Below are 18128 nucleotides of genomic sequence, written 5' to 3' on the forward strand. Positions count from 1 at the left end.
CGGCTACCGTCCGAAACCTGCGTTGCGCAACGCATCGGCCATGGAGCCACCGGGCCGGGTCTCTTCTCGCGGACGGGAATTCTTGCTGCGGTTCTGGTTTGGCCGTCCCTGATTCCTGTCGTCACGGCGGGGAGCGCCGGAACGCTCGGGACGCTTGCCCTGTTGTGGATCGTCGTTGAGGCGCAGGGTCAGGCCGATGCGCTGACGCGGAATGTCAACCTCGGTGACCTTGACCCGCACCACCTGGCCGGACTTGACTACCTCGTGAGGGTCGGAGACATACCGATCCGACATCGCCGACACGTGCACGAGGCCGTCCTGATGCACACCGACGTCAACAAACGCGCCGAAGGCGGCCACATTCGTCACGACGCCCTCCAGAACCATGCCGACCTTCAGGTCCGACACCTTTTCGACGCCCGCGGCGAAGGTGGCCGTGGTGAACGCGGGCCGCGGGTCGCGTCCGGGCTTCTCCAGCTCGCCGAGAATGTCTGTCACGGTAGGGATCCCGAACCGGTCGTCGGCGAAATCGGCGGGTTTGAGCGAGCGCAGCGAGCGCTCGTTGCCGATCAGTTCGGCGAGGGTGACACCGGAGCGGTCCAGAATCTTGCGCACCACCGGGTAGGACTCGGGATGCACGCCGGACGCATCGAGCGGGTCGTCGCCTTCACGGATACGCAGGAACCCGGCGCACTGTTCGAAGGCTTTGGGGCCCAGGCGGGGAACCTCCAACAGGCCCTTGCGGCTCCGGAAGGCACCCACCTTCTCGCGGTGCGCGACGATGGACTCTGCCAGGGATTCCGTCACCCCGGAGACTCGCGCCAGTAGCGGTACCGAGGCGGTGTTCAGGTCGACACCAACGGCATTGACGGCGTCTTCGACGACGGCATTGAGGCTGCGCGCGAGGGTGCCGGGTGTGACGTCGTGCTGGTACTGCCCGACGCCGATCGATTTGGGCTCGATCTTCACGAGCTCGGCCAGCGGATCCTGCAGGCGCCGCGCGATCGAGACCGCACCCCGCAGCGTCACGTCGAGTTCGGGGAGCTCATGCGCGGCGTAAGCGGAGGCCGAATAGACCGATGCGCCCGCCTCGCTGACCATCGCCTTCGTCGGGGCCTTGGCACCGGCGGCCTTGATATCGGCGATGAGTTCGGCTGCCAGGGCATCGGTTTCGCGTGAGGCCGTGCCGTTGCCGACGGCGATCAGCTCGACACCATGGCGAGCGACGAATGCCGCGAGCGTGGCCTTGGCCTCGTCCCACTTCTTCTGCGGCTGGTGCGGGTATACCGCGCAGGTGTCGACCACCTTGCCGGTGCCGTCCACCACGGCCACCTTGACGCCGGTCCGGAACCCGGGGTCCAGGCCGAGGGTGGCACGCGTGCCGGCGGGGGCCGCGAGCAGCAGATCCTTGAGGTTGCGGGCGAAGACGCCGACGGCGTCTTCCTCAGCGCGTTGACGCAGTTTGAGGCGGGCATCGACGGAGGCTGAGAACATGAGCTTGGCCCGCCAGGCGACGCGGACGGTACCGGCCAGCCACGGCGTCGCCGGGGTCTTGGCGGTCAGGTTGACCCCGAGCGACTGCGCGACCATGGCCTCATACGGTGCGTCGTCGCCGCCGTCGAAATTCAGGGCCAGGACCTGCTCCTTCTCGCCGCGCATGACGGCGAGCACGCGGTGCGAGGGCATGGTCTCCAGGGATTCGGAGAATTCGAAATAATCGCGGTACTTCTGTGCCGCTTCGGTTTTCGCGGCGTCCTCCGACCACGGGGCGGTGCGCAGCGCGCCGTCTGCCCAGAACTTGGTGCGGGTGGCGCCGACGAGCTCGGCATCCTCGGACGCGCGCTCGATCAGGATGTGGCGCGCGCCGTCGAGGGCGGCGTTGGCGTCGGCGACCTCCTCGGTGAGGAACTCGGAGGCCACCTCATCGGGCACCAGGTTCGGGTCTGCCAGCAGCCGGTCGGCTAGCGGCTCCAGCCCAGCCTCACGGGCGATCTGCGCCTTGGTGCGTCGCTTGGGCTTGTACGGCAGATAGATGTCTTCGACACGCGCTTTGGTATCGGCCGAGAGCAGCGCCACCTTGAGCTCGTCGGTGAGCTTGCCCTGTTCCTCGATGGAGGACAGCACCGCGGCGCGGCGCTCATCGAGTTCCCGCAGGTAGCGCAGCCGCTCTTCCAGACTGCGCAGCTGGCCGTCGTCCAGGCTGCCGGTGACTTCCTTGCGGTAACGCGCGATGAACGGGACCGTCGCGCCCTCGTCGAGCAGCCGCACAGCCGCCGCGACCTGGGCCTCGGCGACCTCCAGTTCAGCAGCGAGGCGGGCATTTACAGATTTCACGGTCACGCTCTGAGTCACGCCGAGGGACCCTACCCAATGCGGAGGACAAGCTACGCTCACCGGGTGCGTGTCTGGAGCGTGTTGTGCCTGATCTTCCTGGTCGCGGGTTGTGTCGCACACCCGCAGCAGCAGGCACCGACCTCCTCCACATCTCCATCCGCCAGTGCACCGTCCACGGTGCCGGCAACAACGACGTCGACGGCCACGACAGCCCCGGGGCCGGAGGCGTCCGTGGAGTCGGTGACCCGTTGGATCGAGGCGGGTGAGCCCGTCGACGCCGAGGAATTTCGCACGGTCGATCAGGACGGCGCACCGTCTCAGCTGTCCGAAGGTGAGGTGGCGTTCCGCTCACCCGGTGAGCTCGGTCCCCGGGTCATCGGGGGATGCATCACGGCGTTCAAGTACAAGATGCCGCTGTCCTGTCTGCCGGGGATTCGCAATGTGCCGCCCCGTCCTCCTGATCTACCCGGCCAATGGATCTCGGGCTGGGTGAGTTTCGACGGAGCGACTGTCACCGTGGGCAGCCTGCATGGAGACCCCGGGCCGTTCAGCGAGGGAGTGGGCCTGCCATTGGAACACGGCAAGCGGCTGAAATTTGGTGACTACCAATGCAGATCGGACCTGAAGGGTTTGTATTGCGTGAACTACCCGCATCACTCGGCTATCCGAATGAGCGACGAGCTTGAGGTCTACGGATGCACCAAGCGGGCAACTCCGCCGCGCGGTATCGGAGTGCAGTACGACTGCGGGTGAGTGCCGGTCAGCTATGGCATACGTCAAGAACTACCGCCGCTTCGTCATACATGCGAGCGATGAGCTTGGCGTAGACAACTTGCTGCTGTAGTTGCTCTCGTTGCGTTCCTGGCACTTTGCGGGTTTCGCGAACAACGGAGACGGCTTGACCGGATAGCTCGGCAATGTGTTGTGCCCTCGGTGCAAGATCGGATCTGGTCACCTGCGCCGCGCGCGTGCCAATCTCGTTGGACCACTTCTCGTAGTCGGCCAGGCTAGGGCCACCAGGGAGGATGGATTGAGAGTTCGTGAGATCTTCGCGCTCGCTGAAGACAGCCAGGGTTGTTATGGCCTTACCGCATTCGCTGCGCCCGGTGGAGCCATGTCCGGGCTGTGCGCGCTCCATCAGATAGGCAGCGGCACCGGCGATTACGGACATGGCGATCACGACGCCGACGACGATCAGCCACACCTTCCGTGACGGTGTCACCGACGGGTACTCGGACTCGGCGAGGGTGGGAACCTCTCCGAGTGACGAGGCAGCTGCGGCACCTAGCCGGTTCAGCTGTTGTTGCAGCCGACGCAATGTGCGTGCATCCCACCAAAAAATCGCCGCCATCAGCACGGCCACCGCAAGCCACGCCATGGCACGCGAGACATCGTGATCAACGAGGCGGGCGACTGCGATGAGCGCCGCACCCGCTGGAACTAGGTATGCGACCCATCGTGCCCATGTGGGTGTCCGCAGTCTGGTGCCAACAAGGAGCGTGCACAGCCGCACAGCCGCCGACAGCACCGGCGCCTCGGTGGGTGCGGCACCGCGCTGGCTTGCCCCGATGGCCTGGCGTCGCTGCGTCGCGTCCAACCCATCAAGCACGGCGAGAAAGGACTGGCGGAATCGTTCCTGAACAACGATCAGCAGGGTTGCAACACCGATGCTGAGCACCGGTATCTGCACCGCGCGGGCTGTCCAGTCCGATCCGTCGTCCGAAATGAGGAAGATCCACAGCGGGCCGCCGATTGCTGTCATGAGGGCGACCAGTACCAACCAGCGCACCCACCGCGGAGCAAGTAGCAACCGAATGTTCACAGCAAACATTCTGACAGGTCGAATGGTTGTTGTGTGTCCGGGTAGCCGCTGCTACATCAAGGAGGCCGCTGCTGGGCCAGCAAGGTCGCAGAGAACGGCTACGCCGACTGGGGTGGCGCGGGGTTCAGCGCATTCGGGCATAGCTCGCTTTGCAGAATGTCGACATACACGTTGGGGGCAGGCGCGGGCGCGACACCGGAACCCACCGGGAACTGCGATCCCACTTCTTCGGGTGGCACACCGTTGCGTAGATCGCGGCAGGCCTGGTGTCCCGCCTGAACCACATACGGTTCTGCGTCCTTGTGAATGAAGACTCCCGCGGCGCGCAGGCTGTCCAGGAATGTGTGGTCATTAGCCTGCGCAGTCCCCATGCCGAACAGGCCGCCAGCCGACATGCCAGCGGCAGTGATCGCGACGACGATCCTGGTGCAGAGCTTGCCCATCGTTGATTCCTTCCGGCCACCAGCCGACATGCCAGCGGCAGTGATCGCGACGACGATCCTGGTGCAGAGCTTGCCCATCGTTGATTCCTTCCGGCCACCAGCATTATTGCCAGGGGAGCGGGCTCTACATCGGCGAACGGACGAAGAAGGGCCGTTTAGTTCAGGCCGCCGCCGATGACCAGGATCTCTCCAGTGATCCACGAGGCGCGGTCCGAGGCCAGGAATGTCACTGCTGGTGCGATGTCCTCCGGGATGCCGATCCGGCCAAGGGGTGTGATGTTCTCAATCTCGGTGCGGAACTCGCGGCTTGAGAAGGCGCTGGATTGCATGCCGTCGGTCACGGTCAAGCCGGGATTGACCGAGTTCACCCTGATACCCCGTGGGCCCAGCTCCTTGGCGAGCGTGCCGGTGATCGCGTCCACCGCCCCCTTCGAGGCGGTGTACACCAGCGAGTTGGCGGGCGTGAAGCTGGTGACACTCGATCCGATGTTGACGATGCTCGAGCCGGGTCCAAGGGCGCTGCCGAGCGCTTCGGTGATTGTGATGGCCAGGCCGAAGACGTTCAGGCCGAACTGGCGCTGAAGTTCATCTGCCGTCACCGATTCAACCGCGCCCATCTCGTACACCCCGGCGTTGTTAACAAGGATGTCGAGTGCGTCGAACTGAGTGCTGAGCTCGGCGAACAGTCCTTTGACGCTGGTCGGGTCAGAGATATCGGCCTGGAGGGCGAAGGCCTGGCCTCCGGCATCCTGTATTGACTTCACGACATGATCAGCCCCGCTCTTGCTAGACGAGTAGTGGACTGCCACACGTGCTCCCGCGGAAGCCAGGTCGCGCGCGATGGCCGCGCCGATTCCCTTCGACGCGCCCGTAACAAGTGCCGTCTTGCCTGCCAGAATGCTCATGGATTCCTCTCTTTCGTTTGGCCGCAATATGTTTCGCCTCTACCTGATTGCTTTTCAGCGTAGATTTGCACTCGTCGGCGTGGAAGGGTGTGCTGCTCCTACCTAGGCACCCGTTGCGGCCGAGGTGATGTGTCACTGGGTGGGTGTATTACACCCTGGTTGGGTCGCTTTGCCGTGAGTATGTTGAGGACATGGATCGGCGAAATGAGTTGGGCGACTTTCTGAAGGCGCGCCGTGCTCTGGTCTCGCCGCGGCAAGCGGGGCTGCCAGAGGATGAGCCGCGCCGTGTCTTGGGCTTACGCAGGCAAGAGGTTGCCGCGCTGGCCGGGGTGAGTGCCGACTACTACAGCAGGCTCGAGCAAGGGCGTGAGCGGCATCCCTCAGACCAGGTGCTACGGGCGATTTCCCGTGCACTGCAGTTGGATACGCATGCGACTGAACACCTGGCGAGCCTTGCGCGGCCGTCTGGAGCAGCACCCGATGCGGCTGGCCTACGCGATGCCAGCGAGGGGACCATGAGAATCGTCAACAATGTGGTGCACGCCCCGGCATTGGTAATCAGCCCGGCGCTGGACATTCTGGCCATGAACACTCGCGCGCAGGCTCTTTACAGTGACTTCTCGGAAGTGGACAACTTGGCGTACATGGTCTTCCTCGACCCGGTGGCCAGGCAGTTCTACGCAGAATGGGACGACGTTGCGCGGGATACCGCCCGAAACCTGCGCGCGATGTCGGTGTCGTTTCGTGATGACCCGCGCATAGCAGAAGTTGTGGGTGAGTTGACGATTCAGAGCGACGTCTTCACCTTCGTGTGGATGCAGCATGATGTCCGGCCGCGCACGAGCGGGACTAAACGCTTCCGCCACAGCCAGGTCGGGGACATCAACCTTCAGTACGACAGTTTCGCGGTAGGTGGGGCACCCGGGCAGCAGCTGCTCATCTACTCGGCCGACCCGGGTGGTCCCGACGCCGATGGGCTTGAGTTGCTGGCCCGGCTTGCGCTGGACCAGCAGCCCGAATAGCGGAAAACACATCAAATCCATTTGAGACGACTAGGTTTCGCCGTCTCTTGAGTTCAGATTGCGCAGGATAGATTTCGTGACGTCACAGCAGACCGCTAATGCGGGAACACTCACCATCGGTGGCGACATCACCGTCAACAGGCTCGGCTACGGCACGATGCAGTTGACCGGTCCGGGCGTATGGGGCCCGCCGCGGGATCCGGCTGCCGCGGTGCGGCTGCTCAAACGTGTGGTTGAGCTGGGAGTGAATTTCCTGGACACCGCCGATGCGTACGGACCGCAGACCGTCGAAGACTTGATCACCGAAGCGCTGCACCCGTACTCCCGTGATCTCGTGATCGCCACAAAAGTGGGTATCGCACGCACTGGTCCGGCCGAGTGGGGCTGGATTCCGTTGGGGCGGCCCGAATACTTGCGCCAGCAGACGGAAATGAGCCTGCGGCGCCTGAAGCTAGAGCGCATCGACCTACTTCAGTTGCATCGAGTCGATCCCACTGTTCCCTTCGAAGACCAGATCGGCGAACTCAAGCTCCTGCGAGACGAAGGCAAGATCCGGCATATCGGGCTCTCAGAAGTCTCGGTGAGCCAGTTGCACGCAGCACGGCAGATCGTGCCCATTGCGTCAGTGCAAAACCTGTTCAACCTCGCCAATCGGTCAGCGGCTGACGTGGTGGACTACGCCACTGCCCACGGCATCGCGTTCATCCCATACTTCCCGCTGGCTACCGGGGGCCTGGAAGGTCCTGGCGGTGCTCTGGATCTCGTTGCGCATGCCCACGGCCGTACCCCAGCGCAGATTGCCCTGGCATGGCTGCTCCGCCGCTCACCGATTGTGTTGCCGATCCCGGGAACATCGTCGGAAGCGCACCTCGCGCAGAACGTTGCCGCGGCGGACATCGCGCTGAGCGATGCCGAGTTCGAGGTCCTTTCCGCAGCGGTACCGCCGCTGGACGACAAAGAGATTTAGCTTCATGCGGATTGGTGTTTTCACCGCGCTCACTGACGAAAGCCTGGAGCCCGGTGAACTAGCGGTCGAGATCGAGACGCGCGGTTTCGAATCCCTTTTCGTGCCAGAGCACACGCACATTCCCGTGACGATCGAAGCGATCCATGACGGTTGGGATGAGATACCCCACGACTATTGCCGCACCCTCGACCCGTTCGTAGCGTTGTCCTTCGCGGCGGCCGCGACGAGGGACCTGCGCATCGGTACCGCTGTGGCGCTGCTTGTCCAGCGAGATCCGATCACGTTCGCCAAAGAAGCCGCGACCCTGGACAGGGCATCGGGCGGACGGCTGGAACTGGGAATCGGCGTCGGGTGGCTGCGCGAGGAGATACGAAATCACGGCACCGACCCGCGCACGCGGGTGGCATTGCAGAGCGAGCGCATCCAAGCGGTCAAGAAGATCTGGACGGAAGAAGAGGCCGAATTCCACGGCAAGTATGTCGCTTTCGATCCGATCCGTTCCTGGCCCAAGCCTGTTCAACGACCACACCCGCCGGTGTGGTTAGGAGGCTGGGGGCCGTCTACCCACGAGCGGATACTTGAACACGCCGACGGCTGGATGGCACCGACAATGCTTGGAGTGGAAGAGCTTCAGAAGGGGATCGGTGAACTCAACCTACTGGCGGAGCAACAAGGCAGGCCACCCGTTCCCGTGACCGCGACCATCCTTGATCCGCGGCCCGGAGATATCGAACGCCGCGCTGACCTTGGCGTGCATCGTGTGCTGTTGGGGCTGCCGGTGGATTCCCGCGACACGACATTGCGCACGCTGGACCGCTTGGCCGCGCTGGCGGCGTGAGAACGTTGTGGTTCCGTCAATACCTCATCGGATATGGCGGTGATGATTACGATGCGAACAGACTCAGCTATTCGAGCTAAGGGCGGTGTACACAGTGGACGCAGTATGGGCCACCGGGGCATCGCTGAATTGCTCGAAGGTCCTGTAAGAGATGGCCGGATCCGCGGGTGTAGACGCCATCGAACTCGCGGAGTTGGAGTTCTTCGCAGGTAATCCGGCCAGTACGCTAGCTCCGCTAGCCGAGCTTCTTTCGCCCCTTGAAGCGGCTCCCGGGCAGGTGCTGATGCGTCAGCGCGAGCCGGCCGATTGGTTCCTGCTCGTCGGCTCGGGTGGCGGCGAGATCCTTCACGCCGGCGACAACGGAGATTCGGTCGTCGCGCATCTGGTGCCCGGCATGGTCGTCGGTGAGATTGCGCTCCTGCGTGGGAACGCCCGGACGGCGACCGTCGTGGCGACCGAACCGCTTCGCGGCTGGGCCGGTGGCGGCGATGCGTTCACCGCGATGCTTGAAATCCCTGGTGTGTCAGATGCATTGGTATCGACTGCGCGTCAACGGCTAGCCGCATTCGTCACACCTATTCCGGTGCGGCTACGCGACGGCGCCCAGTTCTACCTGCGGCCGATCCTTCCCGGTGACAGGAGGCGGCTGGCGAGGATGTCGCGACGCACGGTGTACCGCCGGTTTCTGGGAGTGCCGAACAAGCGGATGATTACCTACCTCTTCGAAGTGGACTACCGCGACCACTTCGCATGGGCACTCACCGCTGGACCCGGCGGTCTTGTCGTGGCCGATGCTCGATTCATCCGCCACCTCGATGAGCCCGACAGTGCCGAACTGGCTTTCACGGTCGGTGACGACTACCAGGGCCGTGGGATCGGAACACTGCTGATGGAGGCGTTGGCGGTGTCGGCGCATGCCGACGGTGTTCACAGATTCACGGCCTCGGTGCTCTCGGAGAACTACGCGATGCGGAGCATTCTGAATCGGTACGGTGCCCAGTGGGAATCGGATGGACCGGGGGTGGTCACCACGGTCATCGATGTTCCCCATCTGAGGGAACTCAGTCTTTCTTCCCAGTTGTTCCGGCAGATCCATGTCGCTACGCGGCAGGTGGTGCAAACGTTGTGTTGATGAGGTCGGGGAGCATTTCCGGCAGGAATCGGATCTGTGGGAATCGTTGATTTCTCGTACCTTGACGCGCTAGGTCGGCTGACTGGCGGGGTTTGGGCAACATAGAAGGACTAGATGTCCGCTGATAGGGGCGTGATTGATCTTGGTGGTCCAACGGCAGGGTGGGCTATGTAGATACTGTTTGCTACCTCTGCTCACGCGATCTTGACTATTGGCTTATGCTGGTCTGATTGGTGGTTCGCAATGCACATTGTGATTGCGGAAGTGGGGAAGGTGGCCGTCGGTGGGTTCCGTGGATCGTAATGTGACCGAGGCGACAAACGTTCTGACATGTCGTGATCTGACGCACTCCAGCGAATCACAGACGGCACCGTTGGCTGGTTCTTCGACTACAGGTGACCCGGGTCGCCGCGTGGCTGCCGTGGGGGCCGGCGCGGTGTTGACGGTAGCGGCGGTCGCGGGCCTGCATGGTTTGTACCGGGCCAGTGGCGATGTTGCGGCCTGGGGTGTGTGGGTGGTGCTGCTGCTGGCCGGTATGACGGCATTGAGCGGCGGGGTAAAGCTCATCATGTGGGGTGCCAAGCCGATGATCGCGGCCGCGTCCAAGGCCGGTAAACAACGGTTGTCTGAACCGCTGCAGGCCGTGATTGCCGCTGTCGGGCTGATCGCCGGGTCTTTGGGTGTGTGGTGGACGCTGCGCGGTGGGTACGCCATCTGGTGGCAGCACCTCACTGGGGAGAGTCAGTGGTCGCTGCCGCTGGGGGTTGGGCAGATGCTGGTGGCGGTTCTGGCCGGTGCTGCATTGTTCACCGGCGGCGGGTATTTGACCGGTTTGGCCAGGGAAGCGCTTACCGACTCGGGTCTGCTCGTTGAGCGTGACCGGACGACCGGCAAGCGTCGCGTTCAAGAGGGGTTGTGGCACCCCGGCTTGGTGGCCGCACTCATCGGCGGTGGTTTGGGTTTGGTGCTGCTGACGGCTGGGATTACTCCGCGGTTGTATGTGTGGATCACGGGCCCGGACGTGTTTCCTGCGGTGGCGGCGATCACTCTGGTCCTTCTGTGGGCAATCGCCTCCAACCTGGGGTGGTGGAAAGGTCTTGTGGGTCTGTGGAAGTGGGCCACGGATGCTTCGCAGAAGGCTGCCGCGACTGCGGGTGTTGTTGCGGTGTTGATGTTTTCGGCAAGTGGTTTGGGTTTGGGGTGGTTTAGTCCGGCGACGGTGCCGCAGGCGCGGGCGGCGTGTCCGCCGGATTGTGGTGGTCCTGGTGGTAGTGATGGTCCGCCTGGGGGTGGGCAGATGTTTCAGCCGCCGAGTCAGGGTGGGCCGCAGATGCCGGACTATCAGGGCGGTATCAATCAGGCGCCGTTGGATCAGAACAGCGGCATCAGTATCTACAACACTCAGGCACCCTCGGTCAGCAACAATGGTGCTAACGGGTCCAGTGGGCAGCAGGGGTGGGATCAGCCCGCGCACGGTACTCAGATTCCGGATTATCAGAACGCGACTCCGTATACCCAAGGGCCGGGTAGGCCGAATCCGGATTTCAACGGCGGGCAGGCCAATCCGGGATCGCAAGGTGGTCAATCAAATCAGGGTGTGCAGCAGCCAGCCCAACAACCGCAGCAGGGCGCGCAGCAGCCACCTCAGCAGCAGCCGCCGCAACAAGATGCGGGGCAGCAGCCGAACCAGTCACCGGATCAGCAGAAGATCGATGACCTGACCAAGCAGCTGCAGGAGAAGCAGCAGCAGTCTGGTCAGGATCGGCAGCGCATTGATGATCTGACTAAACAACTGCAACAGAACAAGCAGCAGAACGGCAATCAGAAGCTCCCCAAGGCTCCGTCCAAGGACAAAAAGAAGGACGACAAAGAGGACGAGCAGCAGGACCGTGACGAGCAGTCGGGCACAACGGATCTGGCATCGCTTCTACTTGGTGCTGGTTCGACGCGACGCCGCAAACAAGACGACCAACAGCAGCCCGACCAACAGCAAGAGCAGGGGCCAGACACCCAAGCCCTCGCCGAAGACGGGGCACAGTTGGGCCAATCCTTGCCAGGCGACATCGCCAACACGGTGTCCGACAGCGTAAATCTGGGGCAATCGGCGGGATCAGCGGCTCAGAACTTCGGCTCGGCTGCCCAAGCCGGAGCTTCGCTGGCATCCTCCGCACAGTCCGGCGCGGTCAACCCAATGGACGCAGTTGCCTTGGTGCAGGGAGTTTCTGGGGGTATCAGTGACACGGCCGACGCCGTGAGTTCTGGGGCTTCGATCGCGTCCACGTGGATCAACAACGCGGGTCAGGGTGCGCAGCTGGCTGCCGATGCCAACCCACAACTCAAACCGCAAGCCGAACAGGTGCAGCAGCTCACCCAGGCCGGTGGCCAAGTCGCCGATCTGACCGGCCAGGTCGCTGGCGGCGTCTCCCAGGTCTCCGGGGTGGTCAACACCGTGTCCAGCCTCGGCGCCTCCGGGATGCCCGACACCTCTGGTGCCACTGATGCGCTATCGGGGACTGCGACAGCCGTCAACGGGCCTGGCGATGTTCCGGAACCTCCAACACCACCAACGCCACAATCGTCGAGTGTGCAGGCGTTGGACTCTACGACCAGGGCACCGCAGCAGCCCTATCACCCCACACCTCAGCCCTCGCCACCACCGAGCCCGTCGGGCACGCAGGCGAATACTGAGGGCCAGGCTTCGATACCAAAACCGCTATCCCCGATGGCGGCTTCCGCCTTCCCGGCCCCGTTACAGGCTCTCAACTCCGCTAACCCTGCGAGCATATCGACACCGCACGAGCAGTCATTGTCGCAGGTCGAGCCTGGTTTAGGTGGTCTGTCATCGACGGTGGGTCGAGTGTATGCTTCGCCGCAGGCCGTTGAGCAGCAGACCCAGGGTTTGACGCAGGCGCGTGCTGAGGTGGATCGGCTCGAAAAGTTGATCACTGCCGATCGGGTTGCCAAATATACGCAAGGCCCTGACACGGGGGCGAGTCTGGATCAGGGCCAGCAGTGGGCCAAGCAGCTTGTTGACGCGCGTAAACAGCTGAGCCAGCAATATGGTGCCGCTCAGCAGATGAACGAGGTGTTGGCCCGAGCGGGCAGGGACCCGATACCGCTTGATCCGTTGCCGCCAGGGGTGGGTAACACCACGGTTCCTGACCCGAGCAGCTTTTATCATGATGGTCAGGACACTTTCGGTAACGAGGCAGTTAAGGGCTTTTTGGATCGGGGTGCCGATGCGGTTAAGGATTCGGCACGCCTGAGTACGATGCTGCCGGGCACTCCGCAAGGGATTGTGCGTGGAGTCGTTGACCCGGAAGGTTTAGCGCGTGATCAGCAGCAGCTCGCCGAGGGGGTAGCGCCTCTGGTTGGAGCTGGCGGTGATGGTGCTCCCGGCGTCGGCGATTCATGGAAAAATGTGGGCAAAGACGCGGTGTCCTGGGACGAGTGGGCCAAGCACAACTACGGGAGAGCCGCAGGACAAAACGCCTTCGACGTTTTGAGTGTGTTAGTCGGTGGTAGAGGGATCAGCGAGGCAACACGTTTCCCGAAAGCGGTGCCAATTGAGGCCGCAGCTAAACCTGTAGTAGAAAATCAGAAGTTGCAGAACATTATCGATAACCTCTATAAGGGCGTCGACAACCCGAGTCGAGTAGGTGACGGAACTACAATGGATGCATTGAAGTTCGAACTAGATAACCCCGGTTCCCAGGTGGGCGGTCGGAGTCACCTGATTAAGTCTCAAGAGACTGTCAACGGTTTGAATAAACTACTGAATCGTGGCGCACTATCGTCTTCGGACACATCAGTGGTAAACAAAATTCTGGACCGCTACAAAGAACTGGGCATTACTCCCAAGTAGGCTATGAAAGGACCAGTAAGCATCATGGGCGAAGAGGCCGTATCTCAAGAGCAACAAGAACGAGAAGCTTTCTTGTCTGAATTAGCTGCTATAGACTCGAATATCGATGAAATTATTGATGAATACCGAGACGACGATTCAGGTGACGATTTGCCTGCATATCTGATTGCTGCGGACATTGATCGATGGGCTGTGAGTAACGTTGAGTCCGATTCAGTCAGAGATGTTTTTAGTAAGCTGGAAGAGGGCTTCAGGCTTGGTACGCCCGCTGTGCAAAATCTGATAGCTGTGGGCTTTGTCGAGGGGTTACCGTTTCCATCAGAGGAGGCGGCTCAGAATATTGAGCGGATGCTAGGCCCGTGCCTTCGAGAGCTTTGGATTCTGAACCACAACCATGGTGGGCTATTTTCCGAACAGATAAGTTTAGTGGCTGAAAAGTATGCCAAATAGCTCGCCACCGCCTGTTATGGAATTTTCGGGGACCATCAGTTACCGCGTAGGGAGAAGTAGTAGCCTCCGCGGTTCCAACATGCCGAGGAAACTGCCCCGCTAGACTTACTGCGTGATGCGCTCGGTCTATCTGGAGGACTCGATGCTCAACAGGGTGTGGAAATTCCTAGATCTCTAAGGGGCTGCTGTCGCCGGTGCCAAATGTTGGAAGCAGGGAACGGATTGCTACTGGAATCATATTGAACATTGATCGCGCCGGGGCTGCGGTTGTAAGTGTCGATATTCCACAGGCTGCGTATACGCCCACTACGGAAGTTGGGTTTTCGTTACAGGCTTCGACAGACTTACATCTAGCCACTTACGGTGTGCGATACACAGTGGAGGTGGAAAGGAGGGGTGGAATAACGCCACGTGCGCTTCTTGGTGGTGAATTCTTAGCTTCTTCGCGTAGTGCTTTGGCCATCAGTATTCTTGTCGGTGATCCGTGGGATGAAGCAGGTAAACATGTTATCGAAAGCGAATTAAACCGGTCGAGGGGGTTTGTTCCCGGACTGCCGACGGATTTCGTAGAAGGCGTTCGTTCCGGCGTTATGCAAGATGATTGGCCGCTCCCGCCGGGGGTGCTGACCATTGATCGTGCTGGATACGATGCAATGGAGTCTAGCTCGCCGATATTTATGGAGGCGGCAATGGTGTTACGTGCTTGTATTAGCGCCAAATTGACCGGTCGCGCGGTAGAGCATAATGCGAAGGAAGCTATGCTTAAATTTGCGTCGATGGTATATCCTCCGAGACACGAGGGCTAACAATGGATACTGACTCGGGCGCATAAAATCCATTGCAGACTGGACAAGCTCGTTGTAGGAAGAAGCCTGTATCTACCAGCGCCCCCGGCAGGAATCGAACCTGCGACCTAGGGATTAGAAGAACCTAGATATACCCCTTTGGGACCAGTAACCTAATCATATAACCCCAGTTCAGATGGATTCTTAAGTAACCAGGGCTACCTGGGGGTACCGTATCGTTGGCGGGAGTTATGGCGGGAGTTGGAAGATGGCCAAAAGGACTAGACGGGCACCAGGCGACGGCGGGCTATTCAAACGCGCTAATGGACTGTGGGTCGGGGTGGTGGAGATCCCCACAACCGACGGAAAACGGCGCCGCCGGGAAGTCGCGTCGAAGGACTACGCCACCGCGCTCACGAAGATGCGGGCCCTGCGCTCACAAGTCCAACAGGGCGCCATCCCAGTAACGGGATCGACGACTGTCGCCGCATGGCTGGATCGGTGGATGGATGAGATTCACGGGCCCACACTGCGGCCCTCCACCGCTAAGTCCTACTCCAACACCATCCGTCTGTACATCAAGCCATCCATCGGTGGGCGCCGACTAGACAAGCTCACCCCCGAGGATGTGCGCGGCATGTACCGCGGACTCCAAGACCGGTCATTGACCCGCGCCGCCGAGAAAACCCATCAGGTATTGGGTAAGGCGCTCTCGGATGCGGTGAAAGAAGGCTTGATCACCCGCAGTGTTGTGGATGTCGTCAATAAACCTCGGCATACCCCAATGGAGCGCCAACCGCTCACGTCTCAGCAGGCTAAGACGCTGCTGAAGTCCTCTATTGATTCCAGTGATCCGATGGCAACCCGTTGGGCCGCCGCATTACTTCTCGGTGCTCGACAGGGGGAGCTTCTCGGATTGACCTGGGACCGGGTAGACCTCGAGGCTGGATTAGTGGACTTGGCGTGGCAGTTGCAGCAGCTGCACCAAAGCCACGGCTGCGAAAAAGCCACGGAGGGTTGGTCGTGTGGCCGTCAGCGCCCCGGCTGGTGCCCGGAAAGAAAATGGGACCTGCCGGCAGGCTTTGAGTACCGGGTCGTTCACCGCTCTCTGGCATTGACCCGACCGAAATCCCGGTCAGGCAAGAGGGTTGTGCCGCTCCCACTTCCGCTGTGGGCGATGCTCAAATCCCACTACGAACTCCCACGATCACCCCAGGGGTTCGTTTGGCATGACACGGGTAAGCCGATCGGACCCAGAGCCGACTATGAGAACTGGCAGAACGCGCTACTAGCTGCCGGGATTCGCGGCGAAGACTCTCCACCCATCCCTCTGCACTGCGCGCGGCACACCACCGCCACACTCCTGCTTGAGGCTGGCGTGACCGAAGATGTGCGGATGGCGATCATGGGTCAATCCTCCGTCGCGGCCCACCGGGGATACGCGCACATCGACCAATCCCAAGCCCGTGCGGCGTTGTCCAATCTGGACGCGCTTCTGAGTTAACTCACCACCATGTGTCCTGCAGGGCCACTTCGCAATCCTGCTGCCTGGCTAGTTCGGCGATCACTCCAAGCGTGATCCAGAGAGCTAGGAACAAAGTCACGCGGACTCCTTGATTCGTTGCCGCTTCTTAAGTGCGAGCGCGCGTTTCTCCACCACAAACCAGCTCATTGCCGCTAGCGGAAGTGTCACCAGGGTTGCCAGGACAAAGAATGGGAACACCCCTAGTGTCCCGAGTCCCATGATCACTAGGAGTTGTTGGATGGGGAATGCGTAGATGTACACGCCATACGAAAGATCGTTGCGCAGGTTCGGGCGTTTGAGCATAGCGCCGGACGCTATAACCAGATAGGCCAACGGGATAGCGGCCAGCACCCGGTAGTTCGGCAGCAACCCGGACAGCAGCAGTAACCCGACACTGACGGCGACGAGTGACCATCGGGCAGGGATCTTGTCTCGGTACTGGTAGATCAAGGCCCCGGCGGCGAACATCACGGCGAAGCGGGAAACCATCTGCGGAATTGTGGACATCGCGAACGCCGGAAACCCGAATACCGTCGTAGCGGCGAGAGTTAGCGCGAAAGCGATGGGGATGGTCCACCGGTATTTGAGAAGTCCCGCAATACCGAAGAGGGCGACCACGACGTAGCAGCCTGCTTCAAACGCCAGTGTCCACAGCGAGCCGTTCCACACTCCCGGCCATGGGATGTCTTTCGGGGTTCCGGCGATGCCGGGGTAGAACAGTACGTTCATCAAACCGTTGTTTAACACGTAAGCTACTGGCGCCCCGGACTTCATCAGTGCACCGGCGGAGCCGTGCTGAATCACTACTCCCAGGGGTGCGATGACGAACGCGGTCACGAAAACGCACACCCATAGTCCGGGGAGGATCCTGAGGGCGCGGGCTTTGAAGTAGTCGCGCGGTTTGGGGTTGCGCATCCAGCTCGAGGTGATGAGGAATCCGGAGATCGCGAAGAACCCATCCACACCGACTTGGGATAGCAGCTGCGTTACGGGGGTGGGGGGTATTGGGTGTCCGGTCAAAGGCCAGGTGTGCCAGAGGATCACGGAGGTCGCCAGGATGAGGCGCCATGCGTTGAGCGCGTTGTTACGCGGATCGAATACCCGTCCCAGCACTGCCCCTCCAAGATTCCGTGGGCAGACTGTACGCCGAAAGGCTCACGCCCACAGCGATTTCACAGGCTCAACTAGCCACTACATTCGTAGTGACTTCTGGTTGTCGGTCAATCACCACACCCAGCAACAACATTCCGGCGTTAGACCGGGTGTGCCAGGCCCGCAGATTCACCGTGACAACATCCCCATTCTCGACGTCGCGCAGCACCCACGGCCTCGTCGCCGGGTCAATGGGGATGATCTGCGATGCCCACTGAGTGCGGAACTCTGCGAGCGACATCAAGCTGTCCAACAGCTCACGAAGCCCCGGATCTTCCGGGGTGATAGCAATGCTGAACCTCAGCAGACCGACGCACCACTGCGAGGTTTCGTCCCAGTTCTGGATGATTTCCCGCGCTGCGGGGGAGTGGTAATGCCAGTGGATCAGGTTCGGATGCCCATTAGACAGAGGTAGAAGGCGGTGAAACGCCTCGTTGTGCTCCTCAACCTTCCATGCCGCATCCATCCACGCCGCCGGGTGAGGCTCGATCCCTCGCAAATACTCCGCGATCCCCGCAGGTAGGGCCGACTTGGCGTGCACCCAACCGCCGAGGGCATGGAAGTACTGCGTCTCCCTCGGTGTCATATTGAGCTGCCGGGCGATGAGTTCAGCGGAATCACTGCTGAGGCGCCGCCGCCCGGACTCGTAGTGCTGAATCTGGGCGACTGTGTATCCAGTTAGAGAGGCCAGTCGACGCTGCGACATCTGAGCCCGATCTCTTACTGCCCGCAAAAACTGGCCTTGGCTATTACCAAAGACCATGGACTCCATAGTAAACGTGCTTGACAAGGGGCTACAGATTTGTAGCCCCCCAACCTATTGACCAAAGTGACGGGTGATGCTTTGGTGTCATTTAGGTGAACAACAGCTCACAGTCCGAATCTGTT

The 18128-nt window shown here is 61.4% G+C and carries 14 protein-coding genes; 8 read left to right on the forward strand and 6 right to left on the reverse strand.

What is annotated here, in order from left to right; all coding sequences use genetic code 11:
* Positions 1-3 precede the first annotated feature (3 nt).
* Entirely contained in the window at positions 4-2352 is a 2349-nt protein-coding gene (locus AOT87_RS03965; RefSeq protein ID WP_057968237.1) for a Tex family protein, read from the reverse strand.
* A 45-nt stretch (positions 2353-2397) separates the two neighbouring features.
* Between AOT87_RS03965 and AOT87_RS03970 the strand changes: the two genes are divergently transcribed.
* Positions 2398-3087 (forward strand): hypothetical protein, encoded by a 690-nt coding sequence (locus AOT87_RS03970; RefSeq protein ID WP_057968236.1) that lies wholly within the window; start codon positions 2398-2400, stop codon positions 3085-3087.
* A gap of 7 nt (positions 3088-3094) precedes the next feature.
* Here AOT87_RS03970 and AOT87_RS03975 read toward each other — a convergent pair whose 3' ends face one another.
* The 3 genes from AOT87_RS03975 to AOT87_RS03985 form a co-directional block, all read right to left on the reverse strand.
* Complete coding sequence (locus tag AOT87_RS03975) at positions 3095-4156, reverse strand: hypothetical protein (protein ID WP_057968235.1); 1062 nt, start codon at positions 4154-4156, stop codon at positions 3095-3097.
* A gap of 98 nt (positions 4157-4254) precedes the next feature.
* Entirely contained in the window at positions 4255-4599 is a 345-nt protein-coding gene (locus AOT87_RS03980; RefSeq protein ID WP_057968246.1) for a DUF732 domain-containing protein, read from the reverse strand.
* A gap of 155 nt (positions 4600-4754) precedes the next feature.
* Complete coding sequence (locus tag AOT87_RS03985) at positions 4755-5504, reverse strand: SDR family oxidoreductase (protein WP_057968234.1); 750 nt, start codon at positions 5502-5504, stop codon at positions 4755-4757.
* Between the two features lie 191 nt (positions 5505-5695).
* On the opposite strand from AOT87_RS03985, the gene AOT87_RS03990 reads away from it, so the two are divergent.
* The 7 genes from AOT87_RS03990 (at position 5696) to AOT87_RS04020 (ending at position 16067) form a co-directional block, all read left to right on the forward strand.
* Positions 5696-6526 carry a helix-turn-helix transcriptional regulator gene (locus AOT87_RS03990; protein WP_057968245.1) on the forward strand — a complete coding sequence of 277 codons (831 nt, stop codon included), beginning with the start codon at positions 5696-5698 and terminating at the stop codon, positions 6524-6526.
* A 76-nt stretch (positions 6527-6602) separates the two neighbouring features.
* A complete protein-coding gene (locus AOT87_RS03995; RefSeq protein ID WP_057968233.1) occupies positions 6603-7493 on the forward strand; it encodes an aldo/keto reductase in 891 nt (296 codons plus the stop codon).
* A 4-nt stretch (positions 7494-7497) separates the two neighbouring features.
* Positions 7498-8331: an LLM class F420-dependent oxidoreductase gene (locus tag AOT87_RS04000; protein ID WP_057968232.1), complete on the forward strand. Its 834-nt coding sequence runs from the start codon at positions 7498-7500 to the stop codon at positions 8329-8331.
* Positions 8332-8482: 151 nt separating this feature from the next.
* Entirely contained in the window at positions 8483-9463 is a 981-nt protein-coding gene (locus AOT87_RS04005) for a GNAT family N-acetyltransferase (protein WP_057968231.1), read from the forward strand.
* A 292-nt stretch (positions 9464-9755) separates the two neighbouring features.
* Positions 9756-13328: a hypothetical protein gene (locus AOT87_RS04010; RefSeq protein ID WP_234796449.1), complete on the forward strand. Its 3573-nt coding sequence runs from the start codon at positions 9756-9758 to the stop codon at positions 13326-13328.
* Positions 13329-13352: 24 nt separating this feature from the next.
* Positions 13353-13778, forward strand: coding sequence for a hypothetical protein (locus AOT87_RS04015; RefSeq protein WP_057969630.1), 426 nt, complete (start codon positions 13353-13355; stop codon positions 13776-13778).
* Positions 13779-14906: 1128 nt separating this feature from the next.
* Complete coding sequence (locus AOT87_RS04020; RefSeq protein ID WP_240483262.1) at positions 14907-16067, forward strand: tyrosine-type recombinase/integrase; 1161 nt, start codon at positions 14907-14909, stop codon at positions 16065-16067.
* A gap of 96 nt (positions 16068-16163) precedes the next feature.
* On the opposite strand, the gene AOT87_RS04025 is transcribed toward AOT87_RS04020, so the two are convergent.
* Positions 16164-17201 carry an acyltransferase gene (locus AOT87_RS04025; protein ID WP_057969632.1) on the reverse strand — a complete coding sequence of 346 codons (1038 nt, stop codon included), beginning with the start codon at positions 17199-17201 and terminating at the stop codon, positions 16164-16166.
* A gap of 67 nt (positions 17202-17268) precedes the next feature.
* Complete coding sequence (locus tag AOT87_RS04030; protein WP_057969633.1) at positions 17269-18012, reverse strand: helix-turn-helix transcriptional regulator; 744 nt, start codon at positions 18010-18012, stop codon at positions 17269-17271.
* Positions 18013-18128: the final 116 nt, after the last annotated feature.

Origin of the sequence: Mycobacteroides sp. H003 (genome assembly GCF_001440135.1) — a bacterium.
Classification (GTDB): domain Bacteria; phylum Actinomycetota; class Actinomycetes; order Mycobacteriales; family Mycobacteriaceae; genus Mycobacterium; species Mycobacterium gwanakae.